We start from the raw sequence: 18,594 nt of genomic DNA, 5'->3' as shown, positions 1-18,594 counted from the left end.
GGAACCGGGAGTGTTTCACTTCGGGATCTGGACGAAACCGTTGCCGACCAGTGCCCAGATGATCTCGTCCTGCACAAGGACGCTGCCTGCGTCGATGCCGTTGGTCCGGGCGAAGCGCAGCGCATGGTCGCCATTGTCTCCGGCCAGCATGAAATGCCGGCCGTGGCTGCCGTTGCTGATGAACTTCAATACCCCCTGCTTGCCATCGTGATCGACGTACAGGACCTCGTTGTCGTCGAAGCGGAAGGTCGACCGCGGCAGGGCCCGGGAATCCATTTCCGGCGGCGGCAGCAAGTGGCCATTGCCGGCCGTGTCCACTGCCACCGATTCGTTGATGGCGACCGCGCGCAGCGCGACGTGGAAACCATCCAGCCGGGGCTTGGGTGCCGGCGGCGGGATATCCTCCGGCGACAATCCGATCAGATCGTAGTTTTCGAGGATCTCTGCGACCTCCTCCATGCCATAGGTCTCGCCCTCCTGCAGCCCGTGCTCGCGGATGAACTGGCGTTCGAATCCGCCGTGGCGCTCCAGCGTGTAGCAACGGTCCTCCGGACCACCCGACGAGAACTGCAGCGTGCCCAGCTGGCCCAGGTCATCGACGAATACCACGCTGCCGCCGATGATGGTGAAGGAATTGCGGAACAGCATGCCGCTGACAAGACCATCGAGGAACTGGAACGGGACGGGCGCAAAGAAGTTCAGGTCGGTGTTGTATGGCAGCCGCTCGTACGGCGCGATGCTGCCCGACAGCGCCTCTTCCCTGACGAACAGGTGGAGCCCGTCGATGACAGGCAAGTGGCCCCGTAGCGGCCTGTTCACCCATGGAATCGCATCAGCGTCCGGTCGGTAGCGGCATCCCGAAATCTTCTCGATGCCGGCGACCAGATCGTCCAGGGTGTCGCTCGAGAACTGGGTGCCCAGGTCCGGGTCTACCAGGGTGAAGTTGTGGTCGCCCATCGCCACTTCGAGCAGCCCGGCCTTTACCCCGGTTTCAGCACCAGTGGGACGGTTGATGAAGTAGGCGATCAACATCCGTGGCGCGCTTCCCGGCGGGGCATGCCGTATCAGCTTGAAACTGTTCTGCGGCAGGATGCGCATGCCCTCGACATGGTGGGCACGCAACTTGCGCTCCGGAAGCACGGAGATGGTGGACACGGCATAGACTTCGTCGCTCCCGAGGGCTGTCGGCCCACGCGCCTGGTGGCGCAGGATCTGGCCCAGTCCGCTGTATTTGCGGATCTGCTGCCCCGGCGCTGGCGGCAAGTGCTCGCGCACGGCCGTGGTAACGATCCAGCGCCGCTGGTCCTCGTCAAGGGAGTTCAACCGGAGAACCTGCCTGAACAACGGCACCGCCTTTTCATGCACGCAGAACCGCAGGTGGGCCGGTTCGAACCGGGACTTGAGTACCTGCCGCCACGCTTCGCTGGTGTGATGGAAACGCAGGCAGGAGGGAATGCCCTGCACGTCTCCATCGCTTCCAGGCGCTACCGTGCTTCCAGCACCGGGGCCGTGCTCGGGCCGGTCGGTCGCATCGCCTTCCTGCTGTGGTATCCGTTCCAGTGGGAGCTCTGCCGCGCCGGTGCCATTGCCCGACGCTGCATCGCCGTCGAGTCCCCCTCCGGACGCATCGGCGTCCCTGGGCCGGCCGCCCGCATTGCGGCCATTGTTGGTACGCGGAGGTAGTTTCGGTTTCCGGTCCTTGCCCGGGTTTCCGCTTGGGGACATCATCGATTCCTTGTGTTCCGCCGCGATACGCGCCGGTGCACCCACGCGTATCGCGGGCACGTCCAGGGTCGATGGGCGCTGGGGCCCCGCGGCATCCATCGAATCCCTGCGGACAGCCGGGCGATCGCCGCGCGCCGGATCTCGCCGCACCTGGAATTTCCGCCGTTGCTTGCTTGGCCGGAAGGACCCGGCGGGTGGCTTGGGGCGCAGCCGCGGCGGCTTGGGTGGGCGCGCTTTCTGCGCTTCGGCACTGGGAAGCGGCCAGGCACTGGAAAGCGGCGCCATGGGTTCGGCGGCTTCACTGGCTGCGGCCGCATGCAATCGACCTGCGGTGACCGGGAATGCCTGCGACAACACCTGCATGGCAGTGATTGGTCGGGTGGCGTTGCGCGTGGGGGGGATCGACGGCGCATTATCATGCGCTGGGCTCGCGTGGCAGCCTCGCGGCGCAGGGAGCGCCCGGGCGACCCGTTGCCGGCGCGATACATCGCGGTTCACGATGCCCTGCATTCCATCGAGCAGGTTCAGACCGCTACGCAGCTGGCTGAGCAGTTGCAACAGCAGGCGCCCGCCCGTGGTCTGCGGCGTCGCCGGTACCCGCTGTCGCGTCAATGCGTGCAGCAACGCGCACAGTGCAACGCCGATCACGACATCCTGGTAGTGCAGTGGGTGGCGCATGTCCGCAGGCAAGAGGCTTCCCAGGCAGCGTCCCAGATGATCCAGCAACATGGCGGGGGCCAGCGCCGTGAATGGCAGGCGCTGCATCGCACGGGTGATATTGCCGCGGGAGGCCTCCGACAACGAGGAGAACAATTGCCAGGCGACATAAGGAAGGGCCACGCCAGGGACCAGCCGGTCGGCATGGCTCACCGCGCGCGCGAAACCGAGGGATGTCCCCCAGTCGATGGCCTCCCTGCCCATGCCATCCAGGACCGCCCGTGCTTCACTGCCCATGGCATGCGGGCCTGGAACGGGCAGGGCAGCCTCGCGGTTGACGATTGCCGTGACCGCACCGGGCAGCATCGGCGATGCGGCCCGACGAAGCTGGCGGAGGATGTCCGGGGCAGCGGGCGTGCCACAGGAGGAGGCGGTTCGGGACAGGAAAATGGGACTGCCACCATCAGGAACGGGAGCTCGCGCATGGTGACGGTGTCACCGCTCGGCCACTACCGGATATCGCGCAGGTCAGCCCATGCGGACCGCCCCCTGGCTGTCCTCCGCAACCAGCGCCTGGTGCATGCCAATGCCCGCGCGCACGCCTTCGGCGCTGGCCAGCGTGATGTTGCCGACCACCGTCGCATCGCCAGCAGCGTAGATGCCAGGAACGCTGGTCTGCCTGGCCGCATCCACGTCTACCAGCATGCCCAACGGGCTTTCCACCAGGGCGCAGCCCAGTTCCCGGACCAGCGGCGTGGCCATCGCCTGCAGGGCAGGCACGAACAGCGCACGTTGCGCACTGCGGCGGCCATCTTCCAGCACCACTTCCAGCCACTGCGGCTGCTCACCTTCAACGGCGACCACCGGCACGGCGTCGACCTGCACCTTGCGTTGTTGCAGCCGGGCGAGGTCTTCATCGCTGATGTCCATGCCCTGGCTGAAGAAAGTGATGCTTCCCCAGTCCGCCAGCAGGGCGGCCTTCGCTGCCGACCACGCCGGCCCCCCCAGCACACCAATCGCCCCACCGCCCACTTCATAGCCATGGCAGTAGGGGCAATGCAGCACCGTACGGCCCCAGCGTTCAACCAATCCGGGGATACCGGGCAGGGTGTCGAGGATGCCCGTGGCCAACAGCAGCTTGCGTGCGGCATGCACCTGGCCGTCATCCGTGCGCACCTGCACGCCCTTCGGCCCGGCCTGTGCCTGCACCGCCTCGCCGTTGATCCAATGCACGCCGGGATATGCCAGCAACTGCTGGCGAGCGGTCTTCAGCAGCTCGCTGCCGGCGATGCCGTCCAACCCGAGTACGCCGTGCGAATGGCTGGATGCACGATTGCGCGGTTGGCCGGCATCGATGACCAGCACCTGGCGGCGCGCACGCGCGAGGATGAGCGCGGCGGACAGCCCGGCGAAGCTGCCTCCGATGATGATGACGTCAGCCTGCATGGGATCCTCCGTGGGGGGTGTGCTGTTGCAGGTGGTCTGCGAACTCGGCGCCGAGTCGATCCAGGGTGATGCCCTGCAGGCGTTGCTCGAGCAGGCGCTGGGCCTGGCGCGCGCCATCGTCCAGTGCCTGGTCGACCAGCTGTTTGATCGGACAACCGCGCGTTGCGTCGCGTGCGCCGGCCTGCACCAGCGCTGGCGCCCCGATGGCGATGTAGATGTCGTGCAGGGTGATGTCGGCGGCATTGCGTGCCAGTTGGCTGCCGCCACCATGTCCACGCACGCTGTGCACCAGCCCGCCCTTCTGCAACTGGCCGAGCAGGCGGCGGATCACCACCGGATGGGTTGGCAGGCACTGCGCCAGCTGCTCGGAGGTGCGTGGTTCGGCCTGGCCCACCAGGTGGGCCATGACATGCAGCGCGTCGGACAATGGGTTTGCGGCTTTCATGTAACAAATATAGTTACATTATGATCCGCCGTCCATGCCGATGCGTCTTTCAGCGCATCCAGGCCCTGGCCTGCAAGGCATCGGCCAGGAAGTCGACGAACGAACGCACCCGTGCGGACACGGCGGTGTTGCGGTAATACACCGCGTGGATGGGTTGATGGACGTCCAGGGTCCGGGCGCTCAGTACCGGTACCAGCGCGCCGGATGCGCGGTCCGCCTCGGTGAGGAAATCGGACAGGCAGGTGATGCCGACGCCTTCCACCGCCAGCCGGCGCAGCGTTTCACCGCTGGACACGGCGATGGCCGGACGCACCCGCAACTGCCCGTCATCGTCCCCGACCAGCGGCCAGCGATTGAGCGATTCCGGTTCGTTGAAGCCCAGCAGGGCGTGCCCGGCCAGATCGGCGACGGCGCCCGGCTGCCCATGGGCGTGCAGGTAGGCGGGGCTGGCCACCAGTTGCAGCCGGCTGCGTCCGAGCAGTCGCGCATGCAGGGTGGAATCGGCCAGCGGGCCGATGCGGATGGCCAGGTCGGTGCGCCGCTCCAGCAGGTCGATGTAGCGTTCGGAACTGTTGAGCTCCAGCGCGACCTCGGGGAACTGCGCGCGGTACGCGGCCACCTGCGGCGCGATGACATGCAGCACGAACGGCATCGCCGCATCCACCCGCAACCGGCCCGCCGGCCGCTGGCGCCGCAGGGCCATGTCCTCTTCCGCCGATTCCACCGCTTCCACGATGCGTCGAGCCTGGTGTACGAATGCCTCGCCTTCAGCGGTCAGGTGCAGGCGGCGCGTGGTGCGGGTCAACAGGGTCGTGCCCAGCTTCTCTTCCAGCCGCCCCAGTGCCCGGCTGATGCCCGACGGGGTCTGCCCCAGCTGCTCGGCAGCCGCGCTGAGCGTGCCGCTGTCGATGACGGCAAGCAGCGCCTGCATTTCGTCCAGAGTGGTCTTCATGGCCGCATTATTGACCATCAGGCAATAGTCATTGGCGTGAAGGCGGGTTTTTCGCCACCGGGGGCCGGCGCAGACTGCGCCCCTTCCTTCCCTGCCGGACCCTGTCATGACCCGTGGCATTCCCCTCGCCCTGCTGGCGTTGACCCTCGGTGCCTTCGCCATCGGCACCACCGAGTTCGTCATCGTCGGGCTCATCCCCACCATCGCCGCCGACCTGCAGGTCAGCCTGCCTTCGGCCGGACTGCTGGTGTCCCTTTATGCACTGGGCGTGGCCATCGGCGCGCCGGTGCTGACCGCGCTCACCGGCCGTGTCCCGCGCAAGACCCTGCTGGTCGCCTTGATGCTGGTATTCACGCTCGGCAACCTGGTGGCCTGGATGGCCCCGGGCTACGGTTCGCTGATCGTCGCGCGCATCCTCACCGGCCTGGCGCACGGCGTGTTCTTCTCCATCGGTTCGATCATCGCCACCTCGGTGGTGCCGAAGGAGAAGGCCGCCAGTGCCATCGCGATCATGTTCACCGGGCTTACCGTCGCGCTGGTCACCGGCGTGCCACTGGGTACCTTCATCGGCCAGCACCTGGGCTGGCGCGCGACCTTCCTGGCCGTTTCCGGGCTGGGCGTGGTGGCCTTGCTGGGCAGCCTGCTGTTCGTGCCGCGCAACATACCGCGGAGTGCCCCGGCGAGCTTCCGCCAGCAGCTGTCCGTGCTGGCGCAGCCGCGCCTGCTGATGGTGTATGCGATGACCGCGCTCGGTTATGGCGGCACCTTCCTGTCGTTCACCTACCTGGCACCGATCCTGCAGCAGGTGACCGGCTTTTCCGCCAATGCGGTCAGCGGCGTGCTGCTGGTGTATGGCGTGTCGGTGGCGTTCGGCAATATCTGGGGCGGCCGCCTGGCCGATCGCCTCGGCCCGGTCCCGGCGCTGAAGCGCATCTTCGCGCTGCTGGCACTGGTGCTGCTGGTGCTCACCTTCACCGCTTACAACACCTGGCTGGTACTGCTGACGGTGCTGGCGCTGGGCGCGGTGGCGTTCGGCAACGTGCCGGGGCTGCAGGTATACGTGGTGAAGCAGGCACAGCGCCATGCGCCACAGGCCACCGACGTGGCGTCCGGGCTGAACATCGCCGCCTTCAACATCGGCATCGCGCTGGGCGCCTCGCTGGGCGGGCTGGTGGTGGAACATATCGGCCTGATGCACACGCCATGGATGGGCGCGGTGGTCGTGGTGGGCGCTTTCGCGCTGACCGTGCTGAGCGGCCGCCTGGATCGTCGCGATGGCATCGATGACCGTGCCGACGGGATTGCCATCGCCGCGCATTGACCCATCCTGCGCAACGCGCCGTTGCCCGCATGCACACGGCGCCTGCCCTACCCTCTCCCTATCCCCTGCTGGAGTTTCCCGCAATGACCGTTCCCGCTTTTGGCCTTGGCACGTTCCGCCTGAAGGACCAGGCCGTCATCGATTCGGTGCGCGACGCGCTGGACGTCGGCTACCGCGCCATCGACACCGCGCAGATCTACGGCAACGAGGCCGAAGTCGGCCTGGCCATCGCCGAATCCAGCGTGCCGCGCGATGATATCTACCTGACCAGCAAGATCTGGATCAGCGAGTTCAAGCACGACGCGCTGCTGGCCAGCCTGCGCACCAGCCTGGACAAGCTGCGCACCGACCGCCTCGACCTCACCCTGATCCACTGGCCATCGCCGGACGATGCCGTGCCGATGGAGGAATACCTGGGCGCGCTGGCCGAAGCCAAGGTACAGGGGCTGACCAAGGAGATCGGCATCTCCAACTTCACCATCGCGCAGACTCGCCGCGCCATCGGCATCCTGGGGGCCGGCGAAATCGCCACCAACCAGGTCGAGATCCATCCCTACCTGCAGAACCGCCTGCTGGTGCCGTTCCTGCAGGAACAGGGCATCCACATCACCGCGTACATGAGCCTGGCCTATGGTGAAGTGATCAAGGACCCGGTGATCCAGGCCATCGCCGGCCGTCACCAGGCCAGCGCCGCGCAGGTTGCGTTGGCATGGGCGCTGCAGCAGGATTTCGCGGTGATTCCTTCGTCGACCAAACGCGCGAACCTGGCTAGCAACCTGGAAGCGGCCAGCCTGCGTCTGACTGAAGAAGACCTGGCGCAGATCGCGAAACTGGACCGCGGCCATCGCCTGGCCAACCCGGAAGGCATCGCACCCGCCTGGGATTGAAGCAGGCCGACAGCCCCGGGCCATGCCCATTTCCCCGTAACGCCGGGCCATGCCTATATTTCTGTGGCCCCGGGCCATGCCTGTTTTCCCGTAGCGCCGGGCCATGCCCGGCGAGCACAGCGCTTACAGCGAACCGTTCTCCTCCTGCAGCCATGCACGCAGCGCATGGCTGACCTCGTCCGGCTTTTCCATCGGGGCCAGGTGGCCGCACTCTGGAATGACCACCAGCGTGGAATGCGGAGCCAGCGCATGCATCTCCTCACTGATCACCAGCGGGGTGATGCGGTCGTTGGCACCGCAGACGATCAGCAGTGGATCGCGGTAGGCCGCCAGCAGCTCATGGCCATCGGTGCGCTCCAGCGCACTCTGTCGCAGGAAAACCTCCGCGCCCAGGCGCGCGGTCATGTCACGTACGCGCTGCACCAGTCGGTGGTCATCCAGCCGCGACGCATCGATGTAGCTGCGCATCAGCTTGTCGCCGAAACCATGGAACGCGCGCCGCGGATTCCCCGCCGACAGGCGCACGCTCGCCGCCTGCGCGGCGCGCTGGCGTGCACGCTCGGGCGAATCGGCGTGTAGGGAGGTATCGACCAGCGCCAGCCGCAGCACGCGCTGCGGTGCGATACGCAGGATCTGCTGGGCAACGAATCCACCAAGCGAGAACCCGGCCAGGGCGAAGCGTTCGGGGGCCTGTGACAGCACCGCTTCAGCCACCGCCTGCAGGGTCTCGCCACGGGTGAGGTCACCGACCGAGCAATCGGCGATGTCAGCCAGATCAGTCAGCTGGGCGCGCCACAGCTCGGCGTCATTGAGCAGGCCGGGCAGCAGCAGCAGGGGGATACGTTCACTCATGCGCCCATTGTCGCCGATGACGGCAGAATGGGATGGCCGCCCTCAGCTGCGCGCGGCTTCGATGGCGGTTCCGTCGCGTGCGTCTGCCTCGCCCAGCGCCTTGCCAACGAAATAGCCAGCCACGAACAGGGCCGCGGCGACCACCACGACGACGAGAAAGCGGGTTGCGCCATTACGTTTCGGCATCACTGCAGCTCCAGTCCAGGATGGGACGTTGCAAGAGGCTGGCTACGACTCTACAGGCCCCTCCTGCGCGGCGGCAACCGGCAGCGTCACCTGCTGCACCGGCAGCGTCACCATCATCACCGTGGAATCGTCCGGGTCCAGCCGGGCGTTGAAACCGAGACTCTGGCACATCGCGATCATGGTGCTGTTCTCGCGCAGCACCTGGCCTTCCACCACGTCCAGCCCCAGCCATTGCGCGTATTCGATCATGATGGTCATCAAACGCCAGCCGATGCCGTGGCCCTTCAGGTCCGAGCGGATCAGGATGCCGTATTCGCCGCGATGGTAATCGGCGTCGGCGTGCAGGCGCACCGCACCCAGCATGTCGCCGTTGCGCGGATCGATCGCCACCAGTGCGATGGAACGCGCGTAGTCGAGCTGGGTCAGGCGCGCGATGAACTCATGGCTGAAATGCTTGACCGACTGGAAGAAGCGCAGGCGCAGGTCTTCGTCGGTGACGCGGGCGAAGAAGGCGCGGAACAGCGCGTCGTCTTCCGGCCGCACCGGCCGCACGAAGGCACGGCTGCCATCGGACAGCAGCAGGTCGCGCTCCCATTCCTTCGGATACGGGAAGATGGAAAAGCGTGGATGGCCGCGGCCCTTGTGCAGGATGCGCGAGGGCGCCACCGCCACGCGTGCATCCAGTGCGAGGATGCCGTCGCGGTCGGCCAGCAGCGGGTTGATGTCCAGGGTCCGGATCTCGGGGATGTCGGCCGCCAGCTGGGCCAGCTTCACCAGCGCCAGTGCGACCGCCCGTTCGTCGGCAGCGGGGACATCGCCATACGGTTTGAGGATGCGCGACACCCGGGTGCGGCCTATCAGTTCGTGTGCAAGCCGCAGGTCGAGTGGCGGCAGCGCCAGGGCCTTGTCGTTGATTACTTCCACGGCAGTACCACCGCGGCCAAACACGATCACCGGACCGAAGGTGGGATCGTCGGCGATGCCGGCGATCAGCTCCCGTGCCTTTGGCCGCACGATGGTCGGCTGTACCAGCAGCCCGTCGATGCGGGCGTCGGGCCGCAGCTCGCGCGCACGGCCGAGGATGCGGGTGGCCGCCGCCTGCACCGCAGCCAGCGTGGACAGGTTCAGGCGCACCCCATCCACTTCGGATTTATGCGGGATGTCCGGCGAGAGGATCTTCAACGCCACGCTGGCGCCCTGCTCGAGCAGTGGCTGTGCCAGGTCCATCGCTTCATGCGCATCGCGTGCCTGCATCACCGGTGCGGACGGGATGCCATAGGCCTTGAGCAGTTCATGGGTGGCCAGCGGGTCCAGCCAGCGTTGGCCGGCGTCCAGTGCGGCCTCGACGATGGCACGCCCGGCAGCGGTGTCGACAACGAAATCCTGGGGCAGGCTGGGCGGCGTCTCCATCAGGGCGTTCTGCGCCTCGCGGTAGCGCACCAGATGCTGGAAGCCACGCACGGCCTCGGCTTCGGTCGGATAGGTCGGCACGCGGGCGGCATTCAGCGTGGCGGTGGCACGTTCGTCATTGCCCAGCCATACCGCGAACACCGGCTTGTCGCGCTGGTGGCGCGGACGCAGGCCCAGGGTGCGGGTCAGCGCCTGTGCGGCGTCGGCTGACGAAGTAAATGCGGTGGGCACGTTGACCACCAGCAGCGCATCGTTCTCGTTGTCGGCCAGCAATGCCTCGATGGCCGCGGCATAGCGTTCACCGTCCGCGTCGACCACGATGTCCACCGGGTTGGAGCGCGACCAGCCCTGCGGCAGCACCGCATCCAGCTGCTGCACGGTGGCATCCGACAACGTCGCCAGGGTGCCGCGCAACGCGGCCAGCTGGTCCACGGCCAGCCGGCCGACACCGCCACCGTTGCTGAGGATGGCCAGGCGCCGGCCCGGGAAAGATCCCAGCCGGCCCAGCGTTTCGGCAGCAGTGAACAACTCGTCCAATGCACTCACGCGCAGCAGGCCAGCACGATTGAATGCCGCGCCGTAGACATCATCGGCGCGCGCCAGGGCCTGCACGTGGGTGTCATTGCCCGGCATGATCCGCTCAGCACGGCCGGATTTGACCACCATCACCGGCTTGGACCGGGCGGCGGCGCGCGCAGCCGACATGAACTTGCGCGCGTCCTTGATCTGTTCCACGTACAGCAGGATGGCGCGGGTCCGGTAGTCGGTGGCGAAGTAATCCAGCAGGTCGCCGAAGTCCACGTCCAGGGTGTCGCCCAACGACACCACGGCGGAGAATCCCACCGAGCGTGCCACGCCCCATTCCACCAGCGCGGCGGCGATCGCGCTGGATTCGGAAACCAGGGCCAGGTCGCCGGCCTGCGGCACGTGCGCGGCGATGCTGGCGTTGAGCCGGGCATGCGGCGCGATCACGCCCAGGCAGTGCGGGCCGAGGATGCGCAGGCCCTTGGCGCGCGCGCTGGCTTCGACCTGGGCACCGAGCGAACCCGACCCCTCGCCAAGGTTGGCGGTGAGGATGATCGCAGCGGCCACGCCCAGCGCGGCGGCATCGGCGATCACCTGCGGCACGATGCTGGCCGGGGCGGTGACCACGATCAGCTCCGGCACCCAGTCCAGGTCCTTCAACCGTTTGACGGTACGGGTGCCGTCGATCTCCGCATGGCGCGGATTGATCCAGGCGACCTTGCCGGCGAACCCCGCCCCACGCAGGTTGCGCATCACCGCGCGCCCCGCCGAACGATCGCGCGGACTGCCGCCGACCACGGCGACCGATTGCGGGCGGAACACGGACTGCAGGTTGTAGGTGCTCATGCCGCTAGTAAAACAAAAAAGGGGACGGAGGGGATTAAGTCGCAAACGATGCAGGTCCGCGTCGTTTGCGACTTAATCCCCTCCGTCCCCTTTTTTACAGGAGGGTGCCGCGCAGGATCATGGCGGCGATGCTGAAGTAGATGACCAGCCCGGTGACGTCCACCAGCGTGGCCACGAACGGGGCGGAGGCGCTGGCCGGATCGAAGCCCAGGCGCTTCAGGGCGAACGGCAACATCGAGCCGGACAACGAGCCGAAGGTGACGATGCCGACCAGCGCTGCAGCCACGGTCAGTGCGAGCAGCAGCCAATGCTCGCCATAGTCATGCAGGCCGCCGAGCTGCCAGACGATGATGCGGGTCATCGCCAGCATGCCCAGGATCGTGCCCAGCACCAGGCCGGTAGGGACTTCGCGCAGGGCCACCTTCCACCAGTCGCGCAACCGCAGTTCGCGCAGCGCCAGGCTGCGGATCAGCAGCGAGGTGGCCTGTGAGCCGGAGTTGCCACCGGAGCTCATGATCAACGGAATGAACAGCGTCAGCACCACCGCGCGTGCCAGTTCATCCTCGTAGTGCTGCATTGCGCTGGCGGTCAGCATCTCACCGAGGAACAGCACGCTGAGCCAGCCGCCGCGCTTGCGCAGCATCTCGAAGAAACCGATCTGCATGTACGGCTTCTCCAACGCTTCCATGCCACCGAACTTGTGCGCGTCCTCGGTGGATTCTTCGATCAGCGCGTCGAGGATATCGTCCACGGTCACGATGCCCAGCATGTGCTGCTGCGCATCCACCACGGGAATGGCCAGCAGATCGTGGCGGCGGATCAGCTGGGCCACTTCTTCCTGGTCCATGTGCACATCGACGGTGACCGGTGCATTGACCTGTGCCACGGAGAGGATGGATTGCTCGGCCAGGCCGGTGATCAGCCTGCGCATCGTCACCACCTGTTGCAGTTGCTGGCTGGCCGGGTCGAGCACGTAGATCGCGTACACGGTCTCGCGGGTACGTTCGACTTCCCGGATGTGCTGCAGGGTCTGCCCGATCGTCCAGGTGGACGGCACGCTGACGAACTCGGTGGTCATCAAGGCACCGGCGGTATCCGGCGGGTAGCTCAGCAGCCGCTGGATCACCTGGCGGGCTTCGACGCCGATCAGCGGCACCAGCCGTGCGCGCTCGTCCGCATCCAGTTCGAGCACGATGTCGGTGGCGCGGTCATCGGCCATGAGCCCCAGCAACGCCGCTGCGCGTGCCGCTGGCAAGGCAGCCACCAGCTTGCCGGCATGCTGCAGCTCGGGCGCTTCCAGCATTTTCACCGCACGCGGCAACGGCAGCGCCGCCAGCAATTCGGCAGCGCGGTGCTGGCCCAGGGTGTTCAGGTGTTCCACCGCATCGGCGGTGTTGAAGTTGGCCAATGGCGAGGCCAAGGTGGCCGCGTCTGCAGCCGGACGCAGCATCTGCTTCTGGTTCATCGTGGTTCGCCTTCGAGGTTGCAAGCGCAACGCCAGTGCAGGCGAACCCTCCCTGTCAGGTGGTCGCCGTGGCTGGCGTCGAACGAGGTCGACTTCTACTGTCGCTTGACATGGGGTTGGACTCCGGAAAGGTGTTGAAGACAACGAGAGGGGCGAACGCTGCCTCGCCGCTGTCTTCGGCCAACGGACGTACCGGTGGCGCGGGCAGGATGGACCTCCCGGCAGCGGGGGTCAACCCCATGGGCGGCGACGTTGTGCAAGCGGTAAGCCGCACCTGCACCCGTGCGCGACGACAAGCGGCGCATAATGACGGCATTGGCAATCGCACTTCGTGCATGCCCCTCCCCTCCTCCCATCGCGACCCGGCATCCCCATGCATAGCGGCGTGCTTGAACTGGCCCTTGTCCTGCTGCTTGCCGCAGTGATCGCCGTCCCGGTCTTCCGCAGGCTGGGTTTCGGCGCCGTACTGGGCTACCTCGCTGCGGGCGTGGTGCTGGGCCCGGACGGACTGGGCTTCGTGCAGGATACCGACCGGATCCTGGGGGCCGCTGAAATCGGCGTGGTGATGTTGCTGTTCGTCATCGGCCTGGAGCTGTCACCGTCGCGGCTGAAAGTGATGCGGCGTTCGGTGTTCGGTGCCGGCGCGCTGCAGGTGGCATGCTGCGGGCTGGTGCTTGGCGGCCTGCTGATGCTGGACCATTTCCAGTGGAAGAGTGCGTTGGTGGTGGGCGTGGCGCTGGCGCTTTCGTCCACCGCCGTCGGCCTGCAGCTGTTGTCCGAACACAAGGCGCTCAACAGCGATCACGGCCGGCTGGCGTTCGCGATCCTGCTGTTCCAGGACCTGATCGCCATTCCGTTGCTGGCGGCGATACCGCTGCTGGGCGGTGCACGCAACCAGACCCTGCAGTGGCATGACGTGGCGGTGGCGCTGGGCGCGTTGGCGGTGGTGATCCTGTTCGGCCGGCCGGTGCTGCGCCGGTTGTTCGGCATCGTGGCGCGGACGCGCAGCCCGGAGATGTTCACCGCCACCGCGCTGCTGGTGGTGCTGGGCACCGCATGGTTCATGCAGGAGGCGGGCCTGAGCCCCAGCCTGGGTGCATTCGTTGCCGGTGTGCTGCTGTCCGATTCCGAGTTCCGGCATGAACTGGAAGCCCAGATCGAACCCTTCAAGGGGCTCTTCCTGGGCCTGTTCTTCATCGCCGTCGGAATGGGCATCGACCTGGATCGCATCGCCGCCGAGCCTGGCATGATCGCGGCAGGCGTGGGCATGCTGCTGCTGGTGAAGTTCGGCGTGCTGTATGGCATCGGCCGCTTGGCGAAGCTTCCTGCGCGCGGGGCGCTGGTACTGGGCAGCGTGCTGTGGCTGGGGGGCGAGTTCGCGTTCGTGGTGTTCAATGAAGCGCAACGGGTGCGCCTGCTCGGCAACGCCAACCACGACCGGCTGGTGGCCATCGTGGGCCTGTCGATGGCGATCACGCCGCTGCTGATGATCGCCCTGCTGAAGGTGTTGGGGCGCCAGCCCGCACCCCGTACCGATGCCCCGCCGCCGGACGAGGTATCGCCGGGCAACCGGCCCAAGGTACTGATCGCCGGCATGGGGCGCTTCGGCCAGGTGGTGGCACGGTTGCTGACCGCGCAGAAAGTGCCGTTCGTGGCGCTGGAAGTGAACCCGGACACCGTGGCCGACCTGCGTCGTTTCGGCAACCAACTGTACTACGGCGATCCCACGCGCCCGGAAATGCTGCGTGCCGCCGGTGGCGCGGAGATCGCGGTGTTCGTGGTGACCATGGATGATCCGGACACCAACCTGCGCGCGACGCGATTGATCCGGCGCCTGTACCCGGATGCGGTGGTACTGGCGCGGGCCCGCAACCGGCAGCATGCCTGGCGGCTGATGGACATGTCGGCCGAACCTTTCCGCGAGGTGTTCGGTACCAGCCTGGAGCTGAGCGAGCGCGTGCTGGTGGCGCTGGGCATACCAGGCGAAACCGCCCGGCGCCATGTGCAGCGCTTCCGCGAGCACGATGAAAAGCTGCTGCGTGACCAGTACCTGGTGTACGACGATGACGCGGCGGTGGTGCAGACATCGCGCGATGCACGCAATGACCTGATGCACCTGTTCGAAGCCGATGCGGGCAGCGACGGTGACAGCAAGCGGTAATCCCGGATGGGCCCCATTCGCCGGGCATGGCCCCGGCGCTACGCAGGGACTAGGGGCCAGGCTATTCGCGCAGGAAACGCGCCATCGAAGAAACCCCGGGAACGCGTGGTTCGAACTCCCCGGCGACGTCGATGAAACCGCGCATCACCGCGATCTCGCGCGGGCTGCGGTTGAGCGTATCGCGCACTTCCGGATCGGCGCCGGCACGCAGCAGGCGCTGCACCAGCAGCGGCAGGCCGTGCAGCGCCGCCAGGTGCAGGGGGCCGAAGCCGCGCGGATCGCGTACCTCCAGCGAGACTTCTTCATCCAGCAGGCGCTCGACGCCGGCCAACACCACCTGCTCGTCGCAGGCGGTACCGGGTTCAGCGCGGGCGCCCAGCAGCAGCAGCAGCGGGGTGACATCGCCGGCGGCGGCCTTGTCAGGCTCCGCGCCGGCCAGCAGCAGGGTATCCAGCAGCGCCATCAGGCGCGAAAGGTCGCGGGCCGCGAATCCGTACAGTGCAGCGCAGTGCAGCGGTGCCAGTTGCTGTGCATCGCAGGCGTGGACATCGGCATTGGCGCTCAACAGCCGCGCGGCGATGTCCGGCAGGCCCAGCGCGCAGGCCAGCATCAGTACGGTCACGCCACCCGGCAGGCGGTGTTCCAGCTGTGCGCCGGCATCAAGCAACGCCGACACGATATCCATCTGGCGCATGCTGACCGCCGCCGACAATGGCGTGGCGCCACTGGCCGAGGCATGCTGCGGATCGGCCTGGCGTGCCAGCAGCAGGTGCACGACCGCAAGGTGGCCGCCCCCGGCGGCGCGCAGCAGTGCGGTACATCCCTGTGCGTCCACCGCGTCGACCGCGAAACCGAGATCGATCAGGCGACGGACGGCGTCGACGTCGCCTGCCGTGGCCGCAGCGGGAAGGTCGGACGCGCGAAGGGTGCGCCGTGGCAGTGACCAGACGCGCCAGTCCAGCCAATCGGCCAGGTCGCGGCGCCCACTGGCCAGCGCCACGCCAAGCGGGGTCTGGCCATCGGCCGCGCGCGCTTCGGGCGATGCGCCATTGCGCACCAGCAGCTTGAGTGCCGCCTCGCGTCCCAGCGCAGTGGCCAGGTGCAGCGCGGTCATGCCATGGCTGTCGCGTGCCTCACGGTCCACGCCCAATCCGAGCAATGCCTGCTGCAGGCGCAGCCATCCCAGGCGGACCGCCAGCGCCAGCGGCGGGTCGCCGGCCGGCGACGGCGCGAACGGATCGGCTCCACGTTCCAGCAGTTCCAGCGCCAGCTGTTCCAGGCCACGGCTGGCCTGGTCGTGCTGGACACAGGCGGCCAGCAACCGGGCCAGGCCGCCGCTGCCTGCCGGCGACACGCCCTGGTCCAGCATCGCCTGCAGCGCGGGCACGGCATCGACCCCGCGCGCCAGCAAGGCGAACATCGGAGTGTCGTCGCAGGCATCGCGCATGTCCGGCGTGGCGCCGTGCTGAAGCAGCCAGGCCACGGCGCGCGGGTCCAGCGCCAGGCCCGGATCGTGCAGCAGGCTGCCGAGTTCATCGGGCTGGCACAAGCGTGCCATCGGCTCCATGCCTTCCAGGTTGCCGAACCCAAGCGATTCGCGCAGCAGCACCAGCGGCGGACGATCCGGCAGCAGCGCGGCGCCTCCGTTGCGGGCATCCTCACCGGCCGCTTCCAGGCCGTCGCTGACCGCAGCGGGAAGGGTATAGGACGGATCCAGCATCGACACGATGGCCCAGCGCCCGGCCTCGGCCGCACTGTCCACCGCACGCCTGCCCAGCGGGTCATCCAGGTTGATCGGCAGGCCCAGGTCCAGCAGGCGCCGCACCAGCATCGGCGGCACGTTATCGGCCATCGCCGCCAACAGCAGCGCATTGCGGCCCTCGACGTCCACTGCGGCCAGGTCGGGGGTGTGTGCAAGCAGGTGTTCGATCACCGCTGCGCGGCCGCCGGCGGCGGCTTCCAGCAACGGCGTACGGCCCAGCGCGTCACGCGCCTCCAGGTTGGCGCCTGCGGCCAGCAATGCATCGATGATGGCCACGTGGCCGGCCAGGGCGGCCTCGTGCAGGGCGCTGCGACGCAGGCGGTCGCGGGCGTCGGCGCGTGCCTTGCTCTTCAGCAGCAGCTGCACGCCGGCAGGATCGTCGTCTTCGGTGGCGGCGGCAGCCAACAACACCGGGATGCCTTCGGCCGGTTCGCTGCGCGCGCCGCGCTCCAGCAGGAAACGCGCCAACCGCCAGTTGCCGACCTGGCAGGCGATCGCCAACGGCGACCAGCCCTCATTGTTCAGCGCATCGATCTCGGCGGCGGCATCGCGCAACAACGCTGCCACGCCCGGATCCGAACTGCGCGCGGCGTGATGCAACGGCGTATTGCCATCGGCATCGGTAGCACGCGAATCGGCGCCGTTGGCGAGCAGGGTCATCACCGCTTCCGGCCGGCCATGCCAGCTGTCACGGGTCGCGGCCAGCAGCGGGGTCATGCCACGATGCGGCGCATTGACGTCCACGCCGCGGGCGATGAGTTCGCGCAGCAGCCGCAGGTCGGGCAGCACCGCCGCAAGCACCGGCAGGTTGCGCTGGTCCCGCCATTGTGGATCCGGTGCTGCATGGGGATCGGCGCCGGCCTGCAACAATTGCAGCGCGCGGTCGATGCGACCGTGCCGTGCCGCCTCATACAATGCCGGGCCCAACGCATCGGCCTCGATCGGCTCCAGCCCGGCCGCGCCGGCATCCTCGGCGGTTGCCTCCGGCATCGCCCAGCCGCTGCCAGCCACGTCGCCAGCGGCCGGCAGTGCACGCGAATTGCCGGCGGGTGCCACGCGTTGCAACAGAAAGTGCAGCACCGGCGAGAGCACCACCGTGGCAGCCACCGCAGGCCAGTGCAGCGCCGCAGGCAACAATGCGGGCCAGACCGGCAGCACCACCAGTGCGCACAACGCCAATACCAGCGTCGCTACCCACAAGCCACGCCATGCGCCCAGGTCGCGCCCGGGCAATCCTGCGGCATGCCGCTGCAGACCTCCGGCCAGGCGTTCCACGTCGCTCCACAACGGCCACGTACGCCACACGGCCAACAGCCCCACGCTGAGCAGCACGGCCAATCCGAGTGCGGCGGCCAGGCTGCCGCTTTCACGCAGCGCGGCCAGCGGCCAGGCCATCAACAGCGCCAGCGCCAGCGGGCCGGCCAGCCACAAGGCCAGCAATGCCGGCAGATCTTCGCGCGCCAACTGTGGCAACGGGCGCGCAGCACGGCTGCGTCGTGCCGACGAAACGCCCAGTGCAAACGCCGGCTGCGCCAGGGCAGCGAGCAGGGCACCGGGAATTCCCCCGAGACCGGCGCCAAGCGCCAGCAAGGCGCCCAGGCCCAGTACGCCGTACACCATGCGGGGCTGCGGATCAGTCATTGTGACGCGGCATCATGCTGGTCACGCTTGGCGGCACCTGCAGGTAGAAGCCGCGGCTGGACAGCTCGTCGCGCACCTGCGCGGCATCGGCACGTGCCAGCCGGCGCTGGTCGGTCAAGGCGACTTCCAGCACCAGCGTCAGCGCGCCCAGCGAGGCAGCCAATGGCGCAGGCAGCACGTCGAAGGCATCACGCTGGGCGAGATACACGTACGTGTCGTCTTTTCGTTGGCTCTTGTAGACGTAGGCTTGCATGCTTCCAGGTTTTACCCTTGAAAGCATGATTGTGTCGGAAACCCGTCACGGGCGGAAGGC

At 67.6% G+C, this 18,594-nt stretch carries 13 protein-coding genes; 3 read left to right on the top strand and 10 right to left on the bottom strand.

All coding sequences use genetic code 11. The features are described 5' to 3' along the window. Nucleotides 1-15: 15 nt before the first annotated feature. The 4 genes from H4O11_RS10175 to H4O11_RS10160 all read right to left on the bottom strand — a co-directional run bounded on the left by H4O11_RS10175 (nt 16) and on the right by H4O11_RS10160 (nt 5,225). Nucleotides 16-2,748 (bottom strand): hypothetical protein, encoded by a 2,733-nt coding sequence (locus tag H4O11_RS10175; RefSeq protein ID WP_182339303.1) that lies wholly within the window; start codon nt 2,746-2,748, stop codon nt 16-18. Nucleotides 2,749-2,910: 162 nt separating this feature from the next. After that, on the bottom strand, nt 2,911-3,828 hold the full coding sequence (locus H4O11_RS10170; RefSeq protein WP_182339302.1) for an NAD(P)/FAD-dependent oxidoreductase: 918 nt from the start codon (nt 3,826-3,828) through the stop codon (nt 2,911-2,913). Next, complete coding sequence (locus H4O11_RS10165; protein WP_182339301.1) at nt 3,818-4,273, bottom strand: Rrf2 family transcriptional regulator; 456 nt, start codon at nt 4,271-4,273, stop codon at nt 3,818-3,820. The genes H4O11_RS10170 and H4O11_RS10165 overlap by 11 nt, the downstream gene beginning before the upstream one ends. Nucleotides 4,274-4,322: 49 nt before the next feature. Continuing rightward, a complete protein-coding gene (locus tag H4O11_RS10160) occupies nt 4,323-5,225 on the bottom strand; it encodes a LysR substrate-binding domain-containing protein (RefSeq protein ID WP_182339300.1) in 903 nt (300 codons plus the stop codon). Nucleotides 5,226-5,331: 106 nt separating this feature from the next. Here H4O11_RS10160 and H4O11_RS10155 point away from each other — a divergent pair, with 106 nt between their 5' ends. Together H4O11_RS10155 and dkgB are read left to right on the top strand one after the other, a co-directional pair. Beyond that, complete coding sequence (locus tag H4O11_RS10155; protein WP_182339299.1) at nt 5,332-6,546, top strand: MFS transporter; 1,215 nt, start codon at nt 5,332-5,334, stop codon at nt 6,544-6,546. An 83-nt stretch (nt 6,547-6,629) separates the two neighbouring features. Further along, nucleotides 6,630-7,433 (top strand): 2,5-didehydrogluconate reductase DkgB, encoded by an 804-nt coding sequence (gene dkgB, locus H4O11_RS10150; RefSeq protein ID WP_182339298.1) that lies wholly within the window; start codon nt 6,630-6,632, stop codon nt 7,431-7,433. Between the two features lie 123 nt (nt 7,434-7,556). Here dkgB and H4O11_RS10145 read toward each other — a convergent pair whose 3' ends face one another. The 4 genes from H4O11_RS10145 to mgtE form a co-directional block, all read right to left on the bottom strand. Beyond that, nucleotides 7,557-8,285 (bottom strand): alpha/beta fold hydrolase, encoded by a 729-nt coding sequence (locus H4O11_RS10145; protein ID WP_182339297.1) that lies wholly within the window; start codon nt 8,283-8,285, stop codon nt 7,557-7,559. Between the two features lie 42 nt (nt 8,286-8,327). Next, nucleotides 8,328-8,471, bottom strand: coding sequence for a hypothetical protein (locus tag H4O11_RS10140; RefSeq protein WP_182339296.1), 144 nt, complete (start codon nt 8,469-8,471; stop codon nt 8,328-8,330). A gap of 42 nt (nt 8,472-8,513) precedes the next feature. Further along, nucleotides 8,514-11,252, bottom strand: a complete 2,739-nt coding sequence (locus tag H4O11_RS10135) for a bifunctional acetate--CoA ligase family protein/GNAT family N-acetyltransferase (protein WP_182339295.1) — start codon at nt 11,250-11,252, stop codon at nt 8,514-8,516. A gap of 94 nt (nt 11,253-11,346) precedes the next feature. Next, nucleotides 11,347-12,717 (bottom strand): magnesium transporter, encoded by a 1,371-nt coding sequence (gene mgtE / locus H4O11_RS10130; RefSeq protein WP_182339294.1) that lies wholly within the window; start codon nt 12,715-12,717, stop codon nt 11,347-11,349. 373 nt (nt 12,718-13,090) lie between these two features. Between mgtE and H4O11_RS10125 the strand changes: the two genes are divergently transcribed. Continuing rightward, nucleotides 13,091-14,878 carry a monovalent cation:proton antiporter-2 (CPA2) family protein gene (locus H4O11_RS10125; RefSeq protein ID WP_182339293.1) on the top strand — a complete coding sequence of 596 codons (1,788 nt, stop codon included), beginning with the start codon at nt 13,091-13,093 and terminating at the stop codon, nt 14,876-14,878. 61 nt (nt 14,879-14,939) lie between these two features. Here the strand turns inward: H4O11_RS10125 and H4O11_RS10120 are convergent, their stop codons facing one another. Further along, nucleotides 14,940-18,281, bottom strand: coding sequence for an ankyrin repeat domain-containing protein (locus H4O11_RS10120; RefSeq protein ID WP_182339292.1), 3,342 nt, complete (start codon nt 18,279-18,281; stop codon nt 14,940-14,942). Continuing rightward, nucleotides 18,274-18,534, bottom strand: a complete 261-nt coding sequence (locus H4O11_RS10115; protein WP_182339291.1) for a YcgL domain-containing protein — start codon at nt 18,532-18,534, stop codon at nt 18,274-18,276. The genes H4O11_RS10120 and H4O11_RS10115 overlap by 8 nt, the downstream gene beginning before the upstream one ends. Between the last annotated feature and the right edge of the window lie 60 nt (nt 18,535-18,594).

This window comes from Stenotrophomonas tumulicola, from assembly GCF_014117215.1.
Lineage (GTDB): Bacteria > Pseudomonadota > Gammaproteobacteria > Xanthomonadales > Xanthomonadaceae > Stenotrophomonas > Stenotrophomonas tumulicola.
This window is presented reverse-complemented; position numbering and strand designations above follow the sequence as displayed.

Coding starts and splice junctions, on each gene's coding strand:
- H4O11_RS10175 (WP_182339303.1), bottom strand. CDS start 2,748: ATGCTGCCCGGTGCGGTCACGGCAATCGTCAACCGCGAGGCTGCCCTG.
- H4O11_RS10170 (WP_182339302.1), bottom strand. CDS start 3,828: ATGCAGGCTGACGTCATCATCATCGGAGGCAGCTTCGCCGGGCTGTCC.
- H4O11_RS10165 (WP_182339301.1), bottom strand. CDS start 4,273: ATGAAAGCCGCAAACCCATTGTCCGACGCGCTGCATGTCATGGCCCAC.
- H4O11_RS10160 (WP_182339300.1), bottom strand. CDS start 5,225: ATGAAGACCACTCTGGACGAAATGCAGGCGCTGCTTGCCGTCATCGAC.
- H4O11_RS10155 (WP_182339299.1), top strand. CDS start 5,332: ATGACCCGTGGCATTCCCCTCGCCCTGCTGGCGTTGACCCTCGGTGCC.
- dkgB (WP_182339298.1), top strand. CDS start 6,630: ATGACCGTTCCCGCTTTTGGCCTTGGCACGTTCCGCCTGAAGGACCAG.
- H4O11_RS10145 (WP_182339297.1), bottom strand. CDS start 8,285: ATGAGTGAACGTATCCCCCTGCTGCTGCTGCCCGGCCTGCTCAATGAC.
- H4O11_RS10140 (WP_182339296.1), bottom strand. CDS start 8,471: ATGCCGAAACGTAATGGCGCAACCCGCTTTCTCGTCGTCGTGGTGGTC.
- H4O11_RS10135 (WP_182339295.1), bottom strand. CDS start 11,252: ATGAGCACCTACAACCTGCAGTCCGTGTTCCGCCCGCAATCGGTCGCC.
- mgtE (WP_182339294.1), bottom strand. CDS start 12,717: ATGAACCAGAAGCAGATGCTGCGTCCGGCTGCAGACGCGGCCACCTTG.
- H4O11_RS10125 (WP_182339293.1), top strand. CDS start 13,091: ATGCATAGCGGCGTGCTTGAACTGGCCCTTGTCCTGCTGCTTGCCGCA.
- H4O11_RS10120 (WP_182339292.1), bottom strand. CDS start 18,281: ATGACTGATCCGCAGCCCCGCATGGTGTACGGCGTACTGGGCCTGGGC.
- H4O11_RS10115 (WP_182339291.1), bottom strand. CDS start 18,534: ATGCAAGCCTACGTCTACAAGAGCCAACGAAAAGACGACACGTACGTG.